Origin of the sequence: Salegentibacter mishustinae (assembly GCF_002900095.1) — a bacterium.
In the GTDB taxonomy this organism is placed as follows: Bacteria; Bacteroidota; Bacteroidia; order Flavobacteriales; family Flavobacteriaceae; genus Salegentibacter; species Salegentibacter mishustinae.
In genome coordinates this window covers 2,280,789-2,302,616 of the sequence record NZ_LLKN01000002.1, presented here as the reverse complement: position 1 = coordinate 2,302,616, position 21,828 = coordinate 2,280,789, and the positions used below count along the sequence as shown (strand labels likewise).

The window sequence follows — 21,828 nt, the reverse complement described above, 5'->3', positions numbered from 1 at the left end:
TCTGATTTTAGACGCTTTAACTTTTTTTTAGTTTTTTTTTTGCTTCACGAATTAAGTGGGGCTAAATTCAATTGTAGAAGCTTTTTAGTGCTTTAAAAGGACTGCTATAAAATCAATTTAAACCACATAATTGGTCAATTATAATTTATAACTATCCTTAATTTACTCTTTTATGAAAAGACTTTTACTATTTATTGCTTTCATGCAAATTAGCGTTATGGGATATGCCCACGCTACTCAAACCTTCTGGGAACTTAGGGATGACGGTACCATACGTTTTTGGCTGGAACATTGGCATAGCGATGTAAGCCAAAGTCAATTAAGTAGTTTTTATATAATTGTGGACCAGGGTAATGGACAGGAAAACATCTCTGCTTCTGGCTACTATAATAATACAGGATTTGGTTCTTTACCGTTACAAGGTTCACCTAACGACCATGCTACTTGTAGTTCTGCAAATAATTATAACGACTGGGTGTATTATGATTTTTATCCAGCTAAATGTAATGAAGAGGTTACAATAGAATTTGTTGGCGCACCACCAGCTGAAACTGCCGCGGAATGTCCCGGCTTATATGGTTATTCCGTAACACAAACATTTCAAGATCAATCGGCTCCTACTATTACTGCCAATGATTTGAATGTAGGTACAAACCAGAGTGACTGTAAATATATAGCAGGTTCTTTTTCTAATGTTTCTGTCATTGATAACTGCGATGATAATCCAACAGTAACTTATGCTATCTCTGGAGTAAGTATTGATCCTCAAACTTACCAATTTGGTCTGGGAAGTACTACAGTTACAGTAACAGCTACTGACAATACTGGACAACCAAGTAACAATACAAGTACTAATACTTTTCAGGTTAATGTTAGCGACAATGATGCTCCAACCTTTACAAGTTTCCCAACCAATATTATGGCGGATGTGGACTCTGGGGTGTGCGGGGCAGTGGTGAATTACAATACTCCTCAAGCTACCGATAATTGCGAAGCTAATCCTACCATTACTTTAGAGAACGGTTTAGCAAGTGGTGCTACTTTCCCAGTGGGTGAAACTTTAGTAACTTACAAGGTTTCCGATGGAACGAATAGCACATCAAACTCTTTTACAGTTACAGTTACAGACAATGAGTTTCCAACTTTAAGCTTAGAAAATTTAACAAAGAAACTTACTTCTATTAATGGCCTGACGGTTCCTGTATCAGATTTTATTACTTCTGTAGGCGATAACTGTAGTTATACTATTTCACCGGCTAATTTTAGCTTTAGTTGCGCTGATATAGGAAATCTGCAAATAGCTGTGACAGTAGAAGATGCTTCTGGAAATAAGACTACCAAAAACGCTAGTATCGCGATAGAAGAACCAGATCCTCTTGTGCAGCCAAGTGATGGAAATACTATATTTTCTACATCACAGGATTTTGCTGTAGTGGATGCAAGCTTACAAATCAATTTAACGGATAATGTTGATGGAGCAATTATTTCTGTGAATAATAACTTTCAGTTCGGAGATGTGTTGGGGTTACCAACAGGTTTTACTTTGCCCCCTGGTGTAACTAGTAGTTATAATTCCTCAACCGGAGTTTTAACCATTTCTGGAACAATAGCTCCTCAGGAACTACAGGACATTTTTCAGAATGTCCAGTTCAGCACTACTAACAGCAGTACGCTTCAAAGAGAAATCATATTTAATATTGGCGGAGGAGTGTCTAACTCAGATAATGATCATTATTATGAATATGTAAGCGGATCATTTACCTGGAGTCAGGCCAAGGCTGATGCTGCAACAAAAACACTAAATGGTCTTCAGGGCTATTTAGCAACGGCTACTTCAGCTACCGAAAATGAATTTATTCGCACTAAACTATCGGGTGATGGTTGGATAGGAGGATCAGATAGTTTTTCTGAAATAAATTTGGCAACAGGAAATACCGTTTATAATAATCAAATGGAAGCGGAAGGAAAATGGTATTGGATTACCGGACCCGAAGCCGCAACTCAATTTTCAAATGGTTCTCAAAGCGTAAATGGTCAATTTGAAAATTGGAATAATGGAGAGCCGAACAATTCTGGGGGCTCTGAGCATGCTCTTCAGATATATTATCAAAATGGAGGCTTATGGAATGACTTGAATGGAGGTAATAGTTCTATGGGTTACATTGTAGAATACGGTGGTCTATCAGGAGATGAATCTTGCTTTGAATTTTCAGGGACAAAAATTATTGAATTAAATACCGCTCCTCAAATTTCTGAAATTGAAGATATAGAGAACTGTCCTTCAGAATCATACAGTTTTACTGTTGACATAACAGATGCTGAAGACACCCATCAAAACCTAAATGTAACAGCTACTTCAGATAATCAAAGCTTAGTGACTGATGCAAATATTAGTGTTGCACATAATGGAACTAATTATGATGTAACCATAGTTCCTCTTGAAGGAATCCAGGCAACTACAGGAATTACTATTACAGTTACTGATTCTAAAAACGTATCGTCAACTGAAACTTTTAACTTCACCGCTTTAGATGATGAAGCTCCTGTAGTAAAAGGAAAAGATATAGAGTTGCGCTTGAATGAAAATGGAATGGCATTTTTAACCCCTGATATGGTTGATAATGGCACCTATGACAATTGTGATTTTGATTTAGCTGTTGGCTTTAGCACTTTTCATTGTGAGCAGGTAGGTGAAAATAATGTAACCTTGTTCGCTGAGGATCCTTCAGGAAACACAAGTTTTACCATCGTAACCGTTACTGTAATAGATGAAATAGCTCCTGTAGTAGAAACTCAACCTATCACGGTTCAGCTTGATGCCAATGGAGTAGCTTCAATTACTCCTGAAGATATCGATAACGGTTCTTCCGATAATTGTGAGCTCGACACGATGAGTTTAGATATTACCAGCTTTGACTGTGCTGATGTAGATAATCCGGTAACTGTTACTTTAACGGTAATAGATGTAAACGGGAATGAATCTTCAGCAACTGCAACGGTAACCGTAGAAGACAATGTAGTTCCTGTAGTAGAAACTCAACCTATCACGGTTCAGCTTGATGCCAATGGAGTAGCTTCAATTACTCCGTCAGATATCGATAACGGTTCTTCCGATAATTGTGAGATCGACGCGATGAGTTTAGATATTACCAGCTTTGACTGTGCTGATGTAGATAATCCTGTAACAGTTACTTTAACAGTAGCCGATGTAAACGGGAATAAATCTTCAGCAACTGCAACGGTAACCGTAGAAGACAATGTAGCTCCTGTAGTAGAAACTCAACCTATCACAGTTCAGCTTGATGCCAATGGAGTAGCTTCAATCACTCCTGAAGATATCGATAACGGTTCTTCCGATAATTGTGAGCTCGACACGATGAGTTTAGATATTACCAGCTTTGACTGTGCTGATGTAGATAATCCGGTAACTGTTACTTTAACGGTAATAGACGTAAACGGGAATGAATCTTCAGCAACTGCAACGGTAACCGTAGAAGACAATGTAGAACCTATAGTGGAAACTCAACCTATCACGGTTCAGCTTGATGCCAATGGAGTGGCTTCAATTACTCCTGAAGATATCGATAATGGTTCTTCCGATAACTGTGAGATCGACACGATGAGTTTGGATATTACCAGCTTTGACTGTGCTGATGTCGATAATCCTGTAACCGTTACCCTAACGGTAATTGATGTAAATGGGAATGAATCTTCATCAACTGCTTTGGTAACCGTAGAAGACAAGGTAGCTCCTATTGTGGAAACTCAACCTATCACGGTTCAGCTTGATGCTAATGGAGTGGCTTCAATTACTCCGGAAGATATCGATAACGGCTCTTTAGATAACTGTGAGATCGACACGATGAGTTTGGATATTACCAGCTTTGACTGTGCTGATGTGGATAATCCTGTAACCATTACCCTAACGGTAATTGATGTAAATGGGAATGAATCTTCAGCAACCGCTACGGTAATTGTGGAAGACAATGTAGCTCCTATAGTTAAAACGCAATCTATCACGGTTCAGCTTGATGCTAATGGAGTGGTTTCTATTACTCCGGAAGATATCGATAACGGCTCTTCCGATAATTGTGAGATCGATACGATGAGTTTGAATATCACAGAATTTAGCTGCGTAGATGTCGATATTCCTGTAACAGTTACTCTAACAGTAATTGATATAAATGGTAATGAATCTTCATCAACTGCTTTGGTAACCGTAGAAGACAACGTAGCTCCTGTAGTTGAAACTCAACCTATCACGGTTCAGCTTGATGCTAATGGAATGGCTTCAATTACTCCGGAAGATATCGATAACGGCTCTTCCGATAATTGTGAGATCGATACGATGAGTTTGGATATTACCAGCTTTGACTGTGCTGATGTCGATAATCCTGTAACAGTTACCCTAACGGTAATTGACGTAAATGGGAATGAATCTTCATCAACCGCTACGGTAACGGTAGAAGATAATGTAGACCCAACTGTTGTGACGCAAAATATCACCGTGCAATTAAATGAAAACGGCGAAGCAACAATTACTCCTGAAGATATCAATAAGGGTTCTTCCGATAATTGTGAGATCGACACGATAAGTTTGGATATTACTGAATTTAGCTGTACTGATGTCGATAATCCTGTAACAGTTACCCTAACGGTAATTGATGTAAATGGGAATGAATCTTCAGCAACTGCTACGGTAATCGTAGAAGATAATGTAGCTCCTGTTCCTGATGTTGCTGAACTTGATGATGTAATAGTGAAATGTGAAGTTGTAGCCGGAAGGATTACTGCTCCAACAGCTACAGATAATTGCGGAGTATTGACTGCGACAACTTTAGATCCGTTAACTTTTAATCAACCTGGATCTTATACGATTACCTGGAATTTTGATGATGGAAACGGAAATACCGCTATGCAAACGCAAAAAGTGATTGTAGAGCCCTCACCGTTAAATGCGGTAACTTTTGAGGATGCAAGTTTTGTGTATGATGGAAGTGAACATACCTTGGAAGTAAAAAATCTTCCTGCAGGTGCTTCTGTTGATTACACTATTTCTTCTGAAACAGGAACTGAAAACGGAGCTGTAAATGCAGGGGTTTATACAGTAACAGCAAATCTTTCTTCAGAATTCGAAACTTGCCCGAATACTGAGTTGACTGCTACCCTTACTATTTTAAAAGCAGAGACAATGATTACGGCAGATGCTACACAAATGTTTACTTATGATGGTACTCAAAAGCACGTTATTGCAAGTTTAAATCACTCGGAAACTGAGTTGAGTTATTCTCCTCAGGAAGGTTTTACTGAGCCTGGAACTTATGAGATTAATATAACTTCCGTAGAAACTGAGAATTACCTTGCGACTACAAAAGAAGTGTCTTTAGTAATTGAGAAGGTTGAGATTACGGGGGTAACTTTTGAAGGTAATACCGAGCCCTTTGTTTATAATGGAAGCGAGCACAATATTTTTGTAGCCGGTCTTCCCGAAGATGCTACGGTATCGTATACTAATAACGGGAAAACTAATGCAGGTACTTACACTGTTACTGCTACAGTGAGCAGGCCTGGATATGAAGATCTGGTACTAACTGCCAATATGCTAATTGAAAAAGCATCGCAAAGCATCACTTTTAATGAAATTGAAGCTTTAGATCAATTAACAGATGAATATTTACAATTAGATGCAACTTCAACTTCCGGCTTACCGGTAATGTATTCGTATACCTATGAGACAGAAGATCCTGCAGCTACAGTTGGTCCTCGAGGATTTGTAAGAATTCTAGGCGGGGGGCAAATCACCATTACGGCTACCCAGCCAGGAAATCAAAATTATGAAGCTGCTACCTCTGTTGTTAGAACGCTTAATATTAATGGCAGTGAAGCTCGATTAGTTAATGCGGTTATTAATGGAACTACTTATGCTAATCCTAGTGTAGATATCTACTATCTCATTGGTTGCGGAAATTCTGAAAATGAGGTTCAAATTGAACTTGAACAGAATCAAGGCTCAACAATAGATCACGATAATACCTTTACAATGAGTACACCGGCACCTGGAATCTATAAGGAGACCGTAATAGTAACTTCTGAAGATGGAAATTCAACCAAGACATATCATATAACCGTAGAGAAGAATTTCAATTTCGAGGATATTGTGATTCAGAAGTTTAATAATGTGTTACTGGTTAATAATAACCCGGAAACTAATGGTGGGTACAATTTTGTAGGTTATCGTTGGTATAAAGATGGTTCTGTGATTGGCAATGGTCAATATTATTCTGCAGGTGATAATACCGATGACCAGTTGGATGCTGATAGTTCTTACTATGTAGTATTGGAAACCGAAGATGGAGAGTTTTTAAGAACTTGTACCTCCGCGATTCAGTTAAGGAGTTCTTTAAATGTTGCTTTAGCACCAAACCCGGTAAGTTCTGGTGGGACTATGGAGCTTTTAGCAGATTTCCCTAAGGATGAACTCGAGAGCATGAACCTTTCGATACACAATCTTAATGGAATGCTTATTAAGCAAATGAAATCGAATAACAAGAGTACAAGCATAGCTTTACCTTACAATCTTGAAATGGGAGTGTATATTCTTAAAATTGAAACTAAAAATATTCGTAAATCACTCAAATTCATTATAAAATAAGGTCACTTTGTGTTTGTTGAAATTTACTTTAATGATTAAATATATCTATGAAAACTAATAATATAAAAGCAGCCACGAAGAGTGCTATTTCAGGATTGGCATTCATTCTTGCACTAATCAGTGTACAAGGGCAGGCTTTAGCGCAATCTAAAAATGAAGTTTCCTTTTACCTGCAGGGATCTTTTTCCAAACTAAAGTTTGAAGCTTTGGGGCAGGACAGCGAAATGGAAAATGGTTTTGGCCTGGGAGCGAAGTATGCTTATTACATAACTGAAAACTGGAGTCTTGGCACAGGTGCCGAATTACAGTATATGGAAGGATCGATCTTTCTGCCCACTGTGCAAGGTTCTTTTTTGACTCAAGACGCTGAAGCAGATGAGTTCGAATTTAGATATAGAGCTACTAATTTTTCAGAAAACCAAGAGGTATATTTTTTAAATATTCCGCTCCAGGTACAATATGAATCTTCTGGTACGGTTCGATTTTATGGTGCTGCTGGAGTAAAAGCAGGTTTAGTGTTAAATTCACAATATCAAAGCTCGGCTACTTCGCTTGAAACCAGTGGTTTTTACTCTCAATATGACGTGGAACTTACCAGTCCTGAATTTGCTGGATTTGGGGAGTTTGGTGCTGTAAAAAATGCTGAGTCTGAATTGGAGCTGAAAACAAACTTTGTAGCACATCTGGAAAGTGGGGTAAAATTGATATTAGAGAACAGCCAGGCGCTTTATATGGGACTTTTTCTTGATTACGGACTAAATGATATTAAGCCTGACGCTTCAAGAGCAAGGCTTATTGATTACAATGCTCAAAACCCGACAGATTTTGGCTTTGGCAGTTTGTTATCTTCTCGAAGGGATATCAATGCATTAAAGGATCGGGACGAAGTAAGAACTCTGGCTTTTGGTATTAAAATACAGTATGCATTTCAATTTTAAGAAATTGAAAAACTAACTCAAGCTCTTTTTGGGAAGGGCTTGAGTTTTTAAATTTTAGTTGTATTTATTATTTCTGAAGCCTTAATATGTTTGGTGATTTCGAGATAGTATAAAAATTTCTGAGCAAGGGCTTTCCCAAGAATTTTAACAGGGTAAAGGCAATTATTAAAAAGGGATTCTATATTGATTGCTTGGTAAATAATTACCTGTCATTGCAAAATTTATAAGCGTTCTTTTAAGTAAAATTTTTCTCTTCAATAAAATTTAAAAAGTAAATGTGAGCTTAATTTTAATTGACACCTAGCATATTAAAGGTAATGTCTTCATTAATAATTTTTTCAGATCTTTCCACTACTTTTCGTATACTGCCATCCAGTTCTTCCGTATTTTTTAGTAAAGCCTCTAGAAATAATTTTTCTTCTTGCCTTGATAATGAATCGTCGTTTAATTGATTTGCTATTCCGAGAATATTGGCTACGGGAGATCGTACTACATGGGACTGTAACCAGGCAGTATGTCTTAATTCTTCATTTTGTTTTTCGATAATTTCAAGATAGTTTAGGTGTTCAGTAATATCGCTAGCTACCACTAAAACTGCCTTTTTACCTCTATAGTCTATTATTTTACTTTCAATCTTAACCCTTATTCTCTCATTATTTTTTTTAATATGGGTAAAAATTCTATTTTTCAATCCCTCACCATTATATTTTAATAGTTTAACAGAGACTTGTAAACGTTTTTGTTCCTCTATAGGACGTATATCTGTTAGAGTCATATTAAGGAACTCTTTTTTTGAATATCCATAACTTTCAATAGCCAAACTATTGACATCCAAAAATTTCAATGTTTCAATATCATAAACCCAGGTCGGCTGTGGGTTAAAATTAAAAAGATCTATATATAGTTGCTCTGATTTAGCAAGAGCAGCTATATTCTTAAATCTTTCTAGGCTATACACAATGCTTTTATATAGTAAATCAGGAGAAGTGTTTTCCTTTATTAAATAATCTGCAATACCTAAAGCCAGAGACTCTTTGGCAAATTCTATCTCAGTATGACCGGTTAAGGCTAGAATAGGAGTAAGTGGAAATTGGTCTAAAACAAGTTTCACTAATTCACCTCTTTTTTTATCAGGTAAAGTAAGATCTAATAGCAACACATCATATTCCTGAGGGTTTGAAATATTCTGAAGCTCAGTGTAGGTTGCTAATCTGGTTAATGTATAAGACTGGAAAATATCCTTTAAATATTCGGAGATGATTAAATAATCTCCTTCATTATCTTCAATTATAAGAATTTTGTATTGGTATTGATCGTTATACATATTTTTACTTATTGCAAAAAAATTATTAACTAGTATAGTGTTTCTGAAAACTATACTAATTGAGAACAAAATTCGATGATTATTAGACCTTTAGTATTTATTTGAATCACTTTAAGGAATGAGAGAAGTATTCATTTACGTAGGGTTTATAACTTACTGATATTCGCCAAAAGGCTAGTTAATTCGGACGGTTAAATTTAATTAAAAATTAAGAAATGTCTAATATTACTTATTTTTTGTTTATATAATTCTGAATGAGATATAGTTTTGAGAAGAAAGGTTTGAAAGACAAGCAAATTAAATTCAAATATTTGCCCATTTAAAGAATTGACAGTGGATAGATTAAAACAGAATCTAATTTAGATTGAGTAGCTTCCTAAATTAGTTTGGATTATTAATAAACCGATGCGATAACTTTAGTTTTAATTCGCGCTCCCACCTTTTCCATTGAGCTTTAATATCATTCTTCTGTATTTAGAAAAGGGAAATTTTAACAACACATACACCAAATTTACCGTTTGTTTTTTTCTAAACTTATCCGGTAAGTTGTATTTAAAAACCGGCTCTAGATAGAAGGCTGATTTTTATAAATTAATTTAATAACTCCAGTTTTTTAAACTTTTGATCTGTGATAATATCCACGTATGTAACTGAAAACAGTCATAAAAAAGGTCCCATATATTAAATAAAGGACAAGCATAATTCCAATTGATAATTCAATTATATTTCTAAGTAAATAAATAAAGGCCGCTAACGATTCCCGCCAGCGACCTATTAATTTTAAGTTTCAAAAAAATTAAACAGGGATTTCCATTACCTTTTTCTGCCTGTCCCAGTTTCTATGGGCGGCAATCTGTTTAATGAATTTGGCAGGTGTCTCATCAATGAGCACAGCCTTGTCATCCTTAAAGTCCTCCAGGTAGGTATTCTTAAGGAATTCCATTGCACCCGAATCGGCAGCAATAGCTTTGCAATGCTTCAGTGTTTCATTAACTATCTTAGGGGCTTTAGGGGCCTTTTTCAAGGCTTCTACACTGTTACTGCCGCCCGGTACATATAATGCATCATAAAGCACACTTTCTGTGGTAAGGATAGCAGCATCAACTTTATGATCTTTTCCCTTATCACATTTCACCGTTCCACCGTGAGGGGCTACTATTTGTACCATAGCTCCTTTATCTTCCAGGGCCTTTTTCATTTTGGACATACTTTCCCCATCAAAACCGTCACCTACCAGGAATGCAATTTTACGGGTAGCAATGCTATCCGATTGTAGATGAGTTAAACTTAAAGCTTCAGATTTATTCAAGTAATTCTGCTTTTTCCCTGGCTGATGCTTCTTCACATCGTCATCGGCACCTATTGCCTGGTTTACAGGGCCATCTATCTTCTTCGGAATCTCCATTCCCAGCCCTTCGGCTACTTTGGAAGCGAGGTCTTCATCAATATTATTAATGATGTACAGCATTCTTTCCTTAATATGATCATAAGTACATTTACCTAGTTCAAAGGTATACGCATCGGCAACATGATCCTTCTCCCAGTCAGTAAGACTTCGATAGAATAAGGCAGGTTGCGAATAATGATCATTGAAACTTTCACTTCGTGCTCTCACTTTCTTAGCATCGATGCGCTCTTCATAAGAGGTGAACCCTCCCTCGGCCATTTTCGCAAGATGCGGGCAGCCTCCTCCGATGGAATTAGGGAAATAAGCTGTTTTTCCCTTATTAATGGTCATTCGCATATGCGCGTCCCGCTGATTATTATGAGTTTCATTTATAGGACGGTTAATGGGGATCTCATGAAAGTTAGGGCTTCCCAGTCTTGACAATTGTGTATCGGTATATGAAAATAAACGTCCCTGTAAAAGTGGGTCGTTTGTAAAATCGATTCCCGGAACTACATGTCCAGGGTGGAATGCCACCTGTTCAGTTTCAGCAAAGAAGTTATCAGGATTACGGTTCAGGGTCATTTTGCCAACACGTTGTACAGGCACCATTTCCTCCGGAATAAGCTTGGTTGGATCAAGGATATCAAAATCGAACTTATGCTCGTCTTCTTCAGGCACTATTTGAAACCCAAGTTCCCATTCCGGGTACTGCCCGGCATCGATCGCTTCCCAGAGGTCTCTACGGTGAAAATCTGTATCTGCACCATGGATTTTCACGGCTTCATCCCATGTAATAGAGTGAGTTCCTAAAAGTGGCTTCCAGTGAAATTTTACAAAATGTGATTTCCCTTCAGCATTAACTAAACGAAAAGTATGGATCCCAAAACCTTCCATCATTCGGTAGCTCCTGGGGATCGCCCTGTCGCTCATTACCCAGATATGATTATGAAGAGTTTCTGTAGTATGAGAAACGAAGTCATAGAAAGTATCGTGAGCCGATGCTGCCTGGGGAATTTCGCGATCTGGTTCGGGTTTTACAGAATGGATAAGATCTGGAAACTTCATGGCATCCTGAATAAAGAAGATAGGCATGTTATTCCCTACAAGGTCAAAGATCCCTTCATCTGTATAAAACTTGGTAGCAAAACCCCGCACATCTCTTGCCAGATCTGCAGATCCTTTGGACCCAGCCACGGTAGAGAATCGCACAAATACAGGTGTTTTTCTACTGGTATCAGTAAATAATGGAGCCTTGGTAAAACTCTCCATGCTTTCATACAGCTCAAAATGTCCATGCGCCCCGCTCCCACGTGCGTGCACGATCCTTTCCGGGATCCGTTCATGATCAAAATGAGTGATCTTTTCTCTCAAAATAAAATCTTCCAGCAGGGAAGCGCCCCTTTCACCTGCTTTCAACGAATTATTGGTATCGTTTACCTTAACCCCCTGGTTGGTAGTCATTATTTTTCCATCATCATTCTTAAGGTTTTTCGACAGATCATTTTTTTTTGAATTTTTAGCCTTATTTCTTTCCATGTTATTATTTTTTCTAAATAATTTAATTGGTTAATTTCAACCTTTAATTTAATAAATTTCCAATTATAAATTCCAGTTCTTGTGCGGTTTTCAGATAACCATTAACGATATTGGGTATATTAATAAAAGTTTAACTATATGCATCCTAATTTAAGGGAATGTGTTAATAAAATAGTATTCGCTAAAACTTATCCGAAGTAAAACATAAATACTAGAGCAAGTAAAAGGATTGTTGCTATCAATAGTATTTCAGGATTATCACCGGAAATTTCAAAATCTTTATGAACAAAAGTTTGGAGAATATTTAGTGAAAATTCCATCCAGATTTGGAAGGGGCTATATATCCGGTATCAACTTTCCTAATGGATTTGGTCTATTCTAATTCGAGTTAAAATTCAAAGAAAAGGGTTTATTTCTGGGAGGTTGATGCTTCAAATTCTAAGTTGGGGGAAATATTATCCACACCACGGAGGAGTTCCGAAATCACAGTGTTTTTTATTTATTGTTCCGAAATACGAACTGGGAATTTTTATGATCACCAATCAAAGGGGAAAAGATCCAGCTCCTTGAAAAGGTTTCAGTTAAGCTTTATCAATAAAGGCGAAAGGAAAATCAATGCTAATGTTCTTCTAAATTGTTGGAAAGAAAGTATTCACCGAATCATTCAATAAACAGGGTAATATTAAGCCATATCGAATGAAATCATGAAAACAAAAAACCACAAAAAATCAATATATTACCAGTTTTCCCTACTACCAACAGCGGAAGAGATTATTGAGCGTTATAAAGATCATCCTGAAATAAAGGACAAAAACTTAATTCTTCACGTTCCCAAAAATCTAAATTGTGATTATACTCAGAATATCCGGTTATTTTCCACCATTCATCATTGAATATGAAGGAAAAATTCTTAAAATCAAACTCGAATAAAGCCGTATTTAAGCTAATAGTAGAATATTTAAATCTGTTATTTAATTTTAAGAGTTCATCGATTAAGGCTAGAAAAATTAACTGCTACGCAATATATCTCATGTTTCCGGTGTTATTGGATAATTTTTGTTGAACTTTCTAGGATACTTCATTTTAACTAAAAACCGATTCAAACCATAGTAATAAGGTATGATAGCTGCGAATTTGAAGACCAGATCAAAAGAAATATTAATATACTTTTACAAATTCTATTAGGTCTAAATTATTCTATTCTCGACGTTTTTTCACTTAAGAAGCTGTAACCTATGTATGAATTAAAAAGAATTTACAAGTAATAATAGTTTCAACTAGATTTACAAGTTTAAATCCCTGGTTTAATTAAGAACAATTTTTTGACAGGAAGTTTATAATAATTCACTTAAAAAGATTGATATATTATTTCACCATTTTATGAATACCGATAGTTTAGGTTAATAATTAGTAATAAGATTATAATATATTAGATCATTGCATTAATAAGAACAATTTAGGTTTGCTTAGTGTTAATTTTAATGGATTTAAATCGCCGATTAGTGATAAAGTAAAAGTACTTTAGTTGTTATTTATAGATAGTTTTTTATGCGGGCAGAAACAGAATTTAAATCCAAAATTTCAAATAATATTGTTGATTCAATTGGTCAAACACCGCTAGTGAATATTCAGAAACTTTATCCACAAAGTAGAGTGAATATTTATGCTAAATTAGAAAGTTCCAATCCGGCAGGAAGTTTAAAGGACCGGACTTCGGCATTTATTTTAAAGAAAGCACTAGAAACCGGTTTGGTTAAAGAAGGCGATATAATTGTGGAATCAAGTTCGGGCAATATGGCGTTGGGTTTGGCTCAGGCCTGTATTCACTATAACCTTAAGCTTATTGTAGTGGTAGACCCAAAAATTAATCTTCATACTGAAAAGCTTTTGAGGGCCTATGGGGCTACTGTAGATTTGGTGCGCAAACCGCTACCTAACGGTGGTTTTCTAGCCGCGCGTTTACAAAGGGTTCAAGAGCTGCTTAGGCAACATCCAAATAGTTTTTGGACCGATCAATATGGAAATATCAATAACCCATTGGCCCATCAGCAAACTATTGTTGAAATAATGGACAGCTTAAATTATAAGGTAGATTATCTGTTTGTAGCTACCAGTACCTGCGGTACACTAATGGGTTATGCCGATTTTATTACTGAAAATAATCTAAAAACTAAACTTGTTGCCGTAGATGCAAAAGGAAGTGTTCTTTTTGGAGGTAAATCAAAAAAACGCCTCATTCCGGGACACGGCGCAGGCGTTAACTCCCAGTTTTTGGATATCGCAAAAATATGGGATCATGTGGAAGTAAGCGATACGGATTGTATAGAGGGGTGTTGGTCCCTTCTAAAGTCAGAAGGCATACTTTGTGGCGGTTCTACGGGTGGAGTTGTTACAGCTATTAAAGATTACATAAAGCATTTGGAACCTTCGGCCAGTTGTGTTTTTCTACTCAGTGATCGTGGAGATCGCTATTTGGATACCATTTATAATCTGGATTGGATAAAGAAGGAATTTCCCGAATATCAATTCAGCGAAAAGTCTATAATTGGATGGTAAGTAAAGAATACAGTCATTTAGCCTTCAAAGCTCAATTTACCATAGGCATTGTAGGTTTTGGACCGAAAGGATTATATGCATTGGAAAGACTTTTGGCTCATCTAAAAACGTCAAGCATCAAAACTCCCATAGCTATTCATATTTTTAATCAGAATCATTTTTTTGGGGCTGGCAATGTATATCGTAGTGACCAGCCACCTTATTTAATTATGAACTATGCGAACGAAAATATTGATAGCTGGTACAGAGGTAAACCGGATGCAATTTTTCCAAAACCTTCGAATTTTTGCAAATGGCTCTCTGAAAAAACCGATAAACCTATTGAAGATTTTTCAAAAGAATTTGCCAGTAGATCGATGGTGGGTAATTATTTGATGGAGTCATTCAAAATACTGAAGAGAAATGCTCCATCCAATGTAAATATAATACCTCATTTAGCAACTGTACAGAAAATAACTAAGGACAACACACGATTCAACTTAGAGGGTAATAAAGAGGGACTTGATTTTTCATTAGCTTTTGATAATTTAATACTCACAACCGGACATGTAGGCAGTGGTTCCCATTTTCAACCTGCCAGTAACCCAAGTAATATTATTGAGTTTATCTATCCTATTTCTCAAAAACTCAAACATATAGAGAAGCAATCAAATATTGCTGTAAAAGGATTTGGATTAACCGCTATTGACGCTATACTCGCTCTTACTGAAGGCCGGGGAGGGATTTTTGATAGAGATAAAAAAGGAAACTTATCCTATAAAGTATCCGGCCGGGAGCCCTATAAAATTTTTCCGTTTTCACGAACCGGATTGCCGATGTTTCCACGTGGTGTTAATGACGATGATGGCAGTCAACTTTACTTCTTTAGCGATGAAGTTGTTCGAAATCTTCAAACCATTCCAAATCTTTCTTTCCAGGAAGATATACTTCCTATAATCAAGAAGGAATTCAGGTTTAGCTACTACAAAATACTTTTCAGAAATTATGAGCAAGAATTGAAGTTTGATTCAAATGCAGCAATCATTGATGAACAAATAGAACAATTCCATAATACTCATTTTTCGGAAAAAAGGTTTTTTTGGAAAATCCTCACAGATCCTTTTTCCGACCAGGAAATTATACCACATGCTGAAATGCATACTTATATTAAATTTCTAATTCAAGAAGCTGAAAAAGGCACTGAGAAAAGTCCGATTATGGCAGCAGCCGGTATTTGGCGGAAAATTAGTCCTATTTTTAATAAGTTATATAGTTTTGCCGGTTTGGATGCTAATTCTCATCAACTTTTTGATACCTCTTTTTTTGGTTTCTTTAATCGTATCGCTTACGGGCCCCCGATTAAAAATATGAAAAAGATATTAGCATTGTCCGAAGCTGAAATAATTGATTTTAGTTTTGTTCGTAATCCCAAAATTTCGAGTTTAACGGGGAAGGACCAAATCCATTATAAATTGCAGAATAGACAACTTAGTATAGATATTAATTATCTTATTAATGCTCGTATTCCCAGGAACAACTCTCAAAGTTATTCGGAGCTATACGCAAATCTTTTGAAAGAGGGGTTGATAAGACCGTTTACTAATAAAAATGATGGTTTTTATAATCCAGGCAGTTTTGATATTGATAATAAAGGGAGAGTTTATGCTCCCGGTGGTTTTATACAGGAAAATTTCACGATGTATGGCACTCCAACCGAAGGTGTTACCTTTGATAATGATACGCTTTCTAGAGAACGTAACAATTTTGCGTCACATTGGGCTCAAGATATTGCTGCCCTACTATTAAAACAAGAACAAAAGAATAGGAAAAAAATGATAAATAACACAAAGTACGTTAAAGGAAATCCTGAAGGCGGGTTAACCCCAATCACTTCGCCCTGGATGCATCAATTATTTGAGAACCAGAAATTGCTAAGTGAATTATTCAGAAAATTTTCCTCACCTATTAATATTCATCATCTACCAACATTTGCCAGTACGATTTCTTCTTATAAAGAAGTTTTTGAATCGTATGATCTAAAATATCAGATTTTTTATGCTAGAAAGGCCAATAAATCAAAATCCTTAGTAAAGCAGGCTTTTGGGTCGGGAATTGGCGTAGATACTGCAAGCCTAAGAGAACTAGAACAAAGTATCGCTTTGGGCGGAAATGGCAATAACTTAGTACTAACGGCTGCCATAAAAACCAAAGAACAATATAGTCTTGCTATCCAAAACGAAATACCGATAATACTGGATAATTTCGAGGAATTGGAACAAGCCAATAATATTGCCAAGCAGCTAAATAAAAAAGCAATTATAGGAATTCGCGTAAGTGGTTTTATAGTAGAAGAAAGTAAGCTTTATAGCCGTTTTGGTTTTGATATTGAAAAAGTGGAACAGTTTATCTCAAAAAAATTGAATTTGGGCTCACCTTATCAAAATTTAAAATTAAAGGGTCTGCACTTTCATTTAGATGGTTACTCAACGCAGCAAAGGGGTAAAGCTTTGTCTGATTGCTTAAACCTTATTAGGTCATTGAATGCGAAAGCTTTTGATATTTCTTTTATAGATATAGGAGGTGGAATTCTAATGAATTATTTGGAAAGTGAACAGGAGTGGACAGATTTCGAAACAAAACTGAAGAATGCTGTTCAGAATGATCGGAATCAGCTTACTTTTAATAATGATGGTTTGGGATATGAGATGGTTGATGGAAAATTACGTGGCAGTTTAAAGACATATCCCTATTTCAATAAAGTAAATGGTACGACCTTCATAAAGGAAGTTCTTGATTATTCCAATTTGCAGACAGGAAAAACAAATGCTCAAGAGTTAAAAGAATTACAATTAGAACTGCGCATAGAACCGGGTCGATCTCTGCTAAACCGAACAGGAATAACCCTTGCCAAGGTTGCACATAGGAAACAGGATGCTAAAGGGCAATGGCTAGTGGGACTTGAAATGAACATGACACAAATGATGAGTTCAAGCAAAGACTTTTTACTAGACCCTTTTATTATATATAAAGATTCCCAAGAGTCTAACACTTCCGTAGATGTTTTCTTTACCGGGGCTTACTGTTTAGAAAGAGATGTGCTTCTTAAGAGAAAAATAAGTTTGCCAACTTTGCCAAAAATTGGAGATTTTGTAGCCTTTGTAAATACCGCCGGTTATATGATGCATTTTTTTGAAACTGAGGCGCATTTGTTTGATTTATCTACAAACCTATTTTTAAATAGTCAGGGCGATTTTACTCTTACAGACTTCATCGATGACAATGCGATGAAATGACAAGAGCAAAATTTATTATAGTTCGAAAAAAAATCTATTAATTTAGAAAGAACAGGGAATACTCAATTTTGTCTGATACCAACAGGCAGATAAATCAAGTTCTAAGGACAATGTTTCAGGACAGCCACGGGAGTTTATGGTTTGCAACTCTAAACGGGGCATTTAAACTTGAAAGTGATTCATTAATCTATATCGATAAAATCATTAGTGAATCGGGAAAAGGTGTAACAATAAAAGATATTACAGAAGGCATTGATGGTAAAATTTGGTTGGGTCATACGGATGGAGTAAGCAGTGTGGATGGAGAAGAGATGAAAAATTATTACCAATCTGACGGATTAATTAGTAATGATGTTTGGTCAATTGCTGCCGATAAAAAAGGTGATATTTGGATTGGAAGCATAGATGGTGTTTGTGTTTTTAACGGTTAGGAGTTCAATGATTTTATTCTTCCTGAAGGTAAAGTAGATTCTACTCGAGGTATTTCAAGTACAAAAATAGTTCATAACATATTCGAAGATAGTAACGGTACATTATGGTTTAGTTCAAATGCCGGTCTGTTTTCATACGCCAGCGATTCTCTTATAAATGTTTCTAAAAAAGCAGGAATTCAAACAAATTTTGTCAATGAAGTATTCGAGGATAAAAATGGTGAATTATGGGTTTCAGCAAAAAACGGACTCTATAATTTAACAGGTAATAAGGCTGAAAATATTACTAAAGGTAAAATTGAAACAGGAAAAGGTATAGGCAGTTTAGCAGAAGATAAAGATGGTGATATTTGGTTTGTTGCAGACCAACATTTTTTATATACCTATAATGGCGAAAAGATTATTGAACATAAGAAAACATAAAATAATAAGAGCCCGGTAGTTTTTAAGATTTTTAAAGACAGCGATAATAGGCTTTGGTTTGTGGGATTTTGGGGTGCATATAGATTAGAAAACGGCCGGTTTCTTAATGTAACAAAGAATGAACCCTGGTAAAGGAAATAAAAAGCTTCAAAACAGTTCACCTCCATTAGATGATTGATTGAAAATAATTAACTTGATCAACAAACGAATTTTTAGCCGATAACTTTGCATGCTCACCCTGTCAATTTACTTTATTTTTATACACTAACTACTTATATGAAAAGAATATTACTTTTATCAATACTTATACTTAGTTTCCAAAATTCTCATTCTCAAGATACTGAGCTTTCAAAAAATGATGAGAAGTCCATCAAAAAGATGATAAGAGAATTTGAAAGAAATTCCATTAATAAAGATTCAATAGACTGGAAGAATTTTGAAAAGAAAGTTTGGGAAAGCACAGTATTTTCTAAGGATTCTGCCGTAATTACTGCATTAACTTTAAATGGTGAAAAACATTCAAGTTATTACGATCAATCTACAGAGACCTATTTATCTGCAAAGGGAAAGAAAGCTTATAGCTATAAAAAAATAGAAGCATTTGAAAATGAAGAGAACCTTGGTTATATCAATATTCTCCCATTTATTGACTCCAGAAAAAGTCTTGACGAAACTCTAAAAAAAGGCGCAGAATATATTACTGAAAATCTGGAGAATATAAAAAACCAAGATGCTAAAAAATTAAAAGGTTGGGTCATTGATTTAAGAAAGAATAATGGAGGGAATATGTGGCCAATGCTCATTTCACTAACCCCATTTTTAGAAAACGAAATTCTAGGTTATTTCTTAATAGAAGAAAAATGGCACGAATGGAGCAAGCAAGAAAATCAAATATTTAATGGTGCATCGAATCAAACTAAAAAATTTATAGATGCTCCTCTTGATTATAAACTCACAAACAAGAATTTAAAAATTGCTGTTTTAATAAACGGAAATACCGCAAGTTCAGGTGAAGCAGCAGCTATTGCCTTAATGAGTAATCCAAACGTCAAATTTTTTGGCAACAGTACCGCGGGATACACAACGTCAAATAGCACTATTACGCTAAAAAATAATGATATTTTAATACTTACTTCTGGCGTGATGGCTGATTATACAAAAAAAGAATATTGGAATGGAGTGGAACCTAATTTCAAGATTTCTGGAACAGATGACTTAAAGAATGAAATTTTAGAATGGTTTAGCAAAAATACCGCTGTCAATAATGGTTAAGTGATGTCCATTTCAAAAAATAAGCTTAAATGAAATTGATAAAAAATAATATCAAGTCCAGTTTAATATTTTCCTTGGCGCTCTATCTTTTGGATAACTTATTTATTGTTGGGCAGGAAAAGTATTATGAACAGCAATTAATAAATTACGATCTTAATGAAACGGCTTTTTTGAAGAAAATGAAAGAACAGAAAAGCAACAGATCATACAGGAAAAAGTCGCCAGTGATACAGCTCGAAATCTAGCTCCAATAACAACAATTCCTGTAATTATCGTTTTTGGCTTTTTATTTTGGTCTACACTTAAAATTGTAGAAAGAAAGAAATTAACTTAGCTGGAGTGCAGCATCGGTTAAAGAAAATAATTTTGGTTTAGCTAAAATTCTCTATTTTAGAAATCTAAATCAATCCTGGTTAGGCCGACAAGTTAGCTCCTCCCTACACGCTACTTATCTTAACCGTAATCGTTGTATATAACTATGCAGCATCTATTAAATAAAATTGAAAAGTAAAACGAACATTTTCCTTTTGATAAGTTTTCTATTTGCATTGAGCATTACAGCCTGGGGTTATTATCAGGCAACACATAGAATTGGAGAGTTAGAAGCGAATGACAGAATAGATGACAATAATTTTAAACTTTGCAATGAAGATAAGGTTGCTGAGTATTACGGAATGAATACCGACTATATTGGAGGGAAAAAAGCAATAAAAAACAGAATTTTGAGTGAGTTGCAATCTTTAGATTTCAAGGAGTCCGGGCTGTTGACTTATAGATTCGTTGTGAACTGTAAAGGAGAAATTGGAAGATTTAGGTTAAAGGCAACTAATGAGGATTTACAAAAAACTGAAGTTAATTCTAAGAATATTCAAGAGATTGAGAAAGAGCTGAGAGACCTTAAAAATTGGAATCCAGCCGGAAATAAATCCGGTTATACTTATGACAGTTATTACATTTTAAATTTCAAAATAGAGAATGATAAAATTGTAGATATATTTTAGAAAATGAAGAAAATCTTTAAAATATTGAAAATTCTTCTGACTGTTCTTTTTACATCTTATTCGGTATTTGTGATTTCATTCCTATTCTTTTCGGATAAAGAGAAGAGATATGATTTTGCTTCCCACTTGCAAGGAGATTACCTTTCACAATCAATGTTTGAAATATTGAAATTCCAATATCCGGAAAACGATGAAATTTATTTTGAACAATCAGTTCCTTATAACAAAAGAGGGTTTTATAAGGAAGGTTTCCAACTTCTTAATAAAGCTGTAGCACTAGATCCTAAAATGCATTTAGGTTATAGAGGTTATATGAAACTTCGATTCTTAAGAGATTTTAAAGGAGCATTAAAGGATTTTAATCGGTTAGATACATTAACTCCAAATTTCGTAGACTCACCCTGGGGTGAAGAAATTGACTTTTTAAGGGGAGAGGCATATTTTGGACTAAAAAAATATGATAAAGCCATAACTCACTTCGTGAAAAGTATAGAAAATCAAGGAGAAGGCTGGGTTAATATTCAGGCTTTTGTTTACACCGGGCTTTCAGAATATAAATTAGGGAATTTTGAGAAGGCAAAAATACAGTTTGAAAAAGCATTAAGCCAATCTAAATATACTGTAGAAGCTCATTTAGGCTTAGCTAAAATTTATTTAGAAACTGGCGATTTAACTAAAAGTAAATTTCATTTAGACAAAGCAGAGAAATATTACAGTTATAAAAGAAATGATCCTTATAACGAATATTTAAATGAGGTATATGAAAGTGATATCGCAAAATTAAAAAGTTCAGGAGCATAATGGCGTAGACTAACTTAAATTAAAAATGGGGTCCAATTGATCGTTTAAGGTTTTTTATTTTTATGGAAACTAATTTCGTTCTTTTCTGAGATGCCAAGTGTTCTACCTAAATATGAGCTAGCGATAATAGGCTTTGGTTTGTTGAATTTGGAGGCGCTTATAGATTAGAAAACGGCCGGTTTATTAATGTAACAAAGGATAGACCTGGAAATATAAAGCATAAAAACAGTTC

General features: G+C 35.4%; 12 protein-coding genes. 10 read left to right on the top strand and 2 right to left on the bottom strand.

Annotation, left to right across the window (positions count from 1 at the left end; genetic code table 11):
- Window positions 1-172: 172 nt before the first annotated feature.
- Together APB85_RS13175 and APB85_RS13170 are read left to right on the top strand one after the other, a co-directional pair.
- Entirely contained in the window at window positions 173-6,652 is a 6,480-nt protein-coding gene (locus APB85_RS13175; RefSeq protein ID WP_103294469.1) for an HYR domain-containing protein, read from the top strand.
- A 47-nt stretch (window positions 6,653-6,699) separates the two neighbouring features.
- On the top strand, window positions 6,700-7,590 hold the full coding sequence (locus APB85_RS13170) for an outer membrane beta-barrel protein (protein WP_057481265.1): 891 nt from the start codon (window positions 6,700-6,702) through the stop codon (window positions 7,588-7,590).
- A gap of 289 nt (window positions 7,591-7,879) precedes the next feature.
- On the opposite strand, the gene APB85_RS13165 is transcribed toward APB85_RS13170, so the two are convergent.
- A complete protein-coding gene (locus APB85_RS13165; RefSeq protein ID WP_057481264.1) occupies window positions 7,880-8,914 on the bottom strand; it encodes a response regulator in 1,035 nt (344 codons plus the stop codon).
- A 796-nt stretch (window positions 8,915-9,710) separates the two neighbouring features.
- Window positions 9,711-11,840 carry a catalase gene (locus APB85_RS13155; RefSeq protein ID WP_057481263.1) on the bottom strand — a complete coding sequence of 710 codons (2,130 nt, stop codon included), beginning with the start codon at window positions 11,838-11,840 and terminating at the stop codon, window positions 9,711-9,713.
- Window positions 11,841-12,544: 704 nt separating this feature from the next.
- Between APB85_RS13155 and APB85_RS13145 the strand changes: the two genes are divergently transcribed.
- The 8 genes from APB85_RS13145 (at window position 12,545) to APB85_RS13105 (ending at window position 21,596) form a co-directional block, all read left to right on the top strand.
- Window positions 12,545-12,733, top strand: coding sequence for a hypothetical protein (locus APB85_RS13145; protein WP_103294468.1), 189 nt, complete (start codon window positions 12,545-12,547; stop codon window positions 12,731-12,733).
- Between the two features lie 655 nt (window positions 12,734-13,388).
- A complete protein-coding gene (gene sbnA, locus APB85_RS13140) occupies window positions 13,389-14,396 on the top strand; it encodes a 2,3-diaminopropionate biosynthesis protein SbnA (RefSeq protein ID WP_057481262.1) in 1,008 nt (335 codons plus the stop codon).
- Window positions 14,336-17,668 carry an FAD/NAD(P)-binding protein gene (locus APB85_RS13135; RefSeq protein WP_083482180.1) on the top strand — a complete coding sequence of 1,111 codons (3,333 nt, stop codon included), beginning with the start codon at window positions 14,336-14,338 and terminating at the stop codon, window positions 17,666-17,668. Before sbnA ends, APB85_RS13135 begins: the two co-directional genes overlap by 61 nt.
- A gap of 68 nt (window positions 17,669-17,736) precedes the next feature.
- Window positions 17,737-18,099: a two-component regulator propeller domain-containing protein gene (locus tag APB85_RS13130; protein ID WP_057481261.1), complete on the top strand. Its 363-nt coding sequence runs from the start codon at window positions 17,737-17,739 to the stop codon at window positions 18,097-18,099.
- Between the two features lie 15 nt (window positions 18,100-18,114).
- Window positions 18,115-18,522 (top strand): two-component regulator propeller domain-containing protein, encoded by a 408-nt coding sequence (locus tag APB85_RS17685; RefSeq protein ID WP_083482181.1) that lies wholly within the window; start codon window positions 18,115-18,117, stop codon window positions 18,520-18,522.
- Window positions 18,523-18,798: 276 nt separating this feature from the next.
- Complete coding sequence (locus APB85_RS13120; RefSeq protein ID WP_057481260.1) at window positions 18,799-19,794, top strand: S41 family peptidase; 996 nt, start codon at window positions 18,799-18,801, stop codon at window positions 19,792-19,794.
- A 527-nt stretch (window positions 19,795-20,321) separates the two neighbouring features.
- On the top strand, window positions 20,322-20,795 hold the full coding sequence (locus tag APB85_RS13110; protein WP_103294465.1) for a hypothetical protein: 474 nt from the start codon (window positions 20,322-20,324) through the stop codon (window positions 20,793-20,795).
- A 3-nt stretch (window positions 20,796-20,798) separates the two neighbouring features.
- On the top strand, window positions 20,799-21,596 hold the full coding sequence (locus APB85_RS13105; RefSeq protein ID WP_057481257.1) for a tetratricopeptide repeat protein: 798 nt from the start codon (window positions 20,799-20,801) through the stop codon (window positions 21,594-21,596).
- Window positions 21,597-21,828: the final 232 nt, after the last annotated feature.

Coding starts and splice junctions, on each gene's coding strand:
- APB85_RS13155 (WP_057481263.1), bottom strand. CDS start 11,840: ATGGAAAGAAATAAGGCTAAAAATTCAAAAAAAAATGATCTGTCGAAA.
- sbnA (WP_057481262.1), top strand. CDS start 13,389: ATGCGGGCAGAAACAGAATTTAAATCCAAAATTTCAAATAATATTGTT.
- APB85_RS13120 (WP_057481260.1), top strand. CDS start 18,799: ATGAAAAGAATATTACTTTTATCAATACTTATACTTAGTTTCCAAAAT.
- APB85_RS13170 (WP_057481265.1), top strand. CDS start 6,700: ATGAAAACTAATAATATAAAAGCAGCCACGAAGAGTGCTATTTCAGGA.
- APB85_RS13145 (WP_103294468.1), top strand. CDS start 12,545: ATGAAAACAAAAAACCACAAAAAATCAATATATTACCAGTTTTCCCTA.
- APB85_RS13175 (WP_103294469.1), top strand. CDS start 173: ATGAAAAGACTTTTACTATTTATTGCTTTCATGCAAATTAGCGTTATG.
- APB85_RS13165 (WP_057481264.1), bottom strand. CDS start 8,914: ATGTATAACGATCAATACCAATACAAAATTCTTATAATTGAAGATAAT.
- APB85_RS13105 (WP_057481257.1), top strand. CDS start 20,799: ATGAAGAAAATCTTTAAAATATTGAAAATTCTTCTGACTGTTCTTTTT.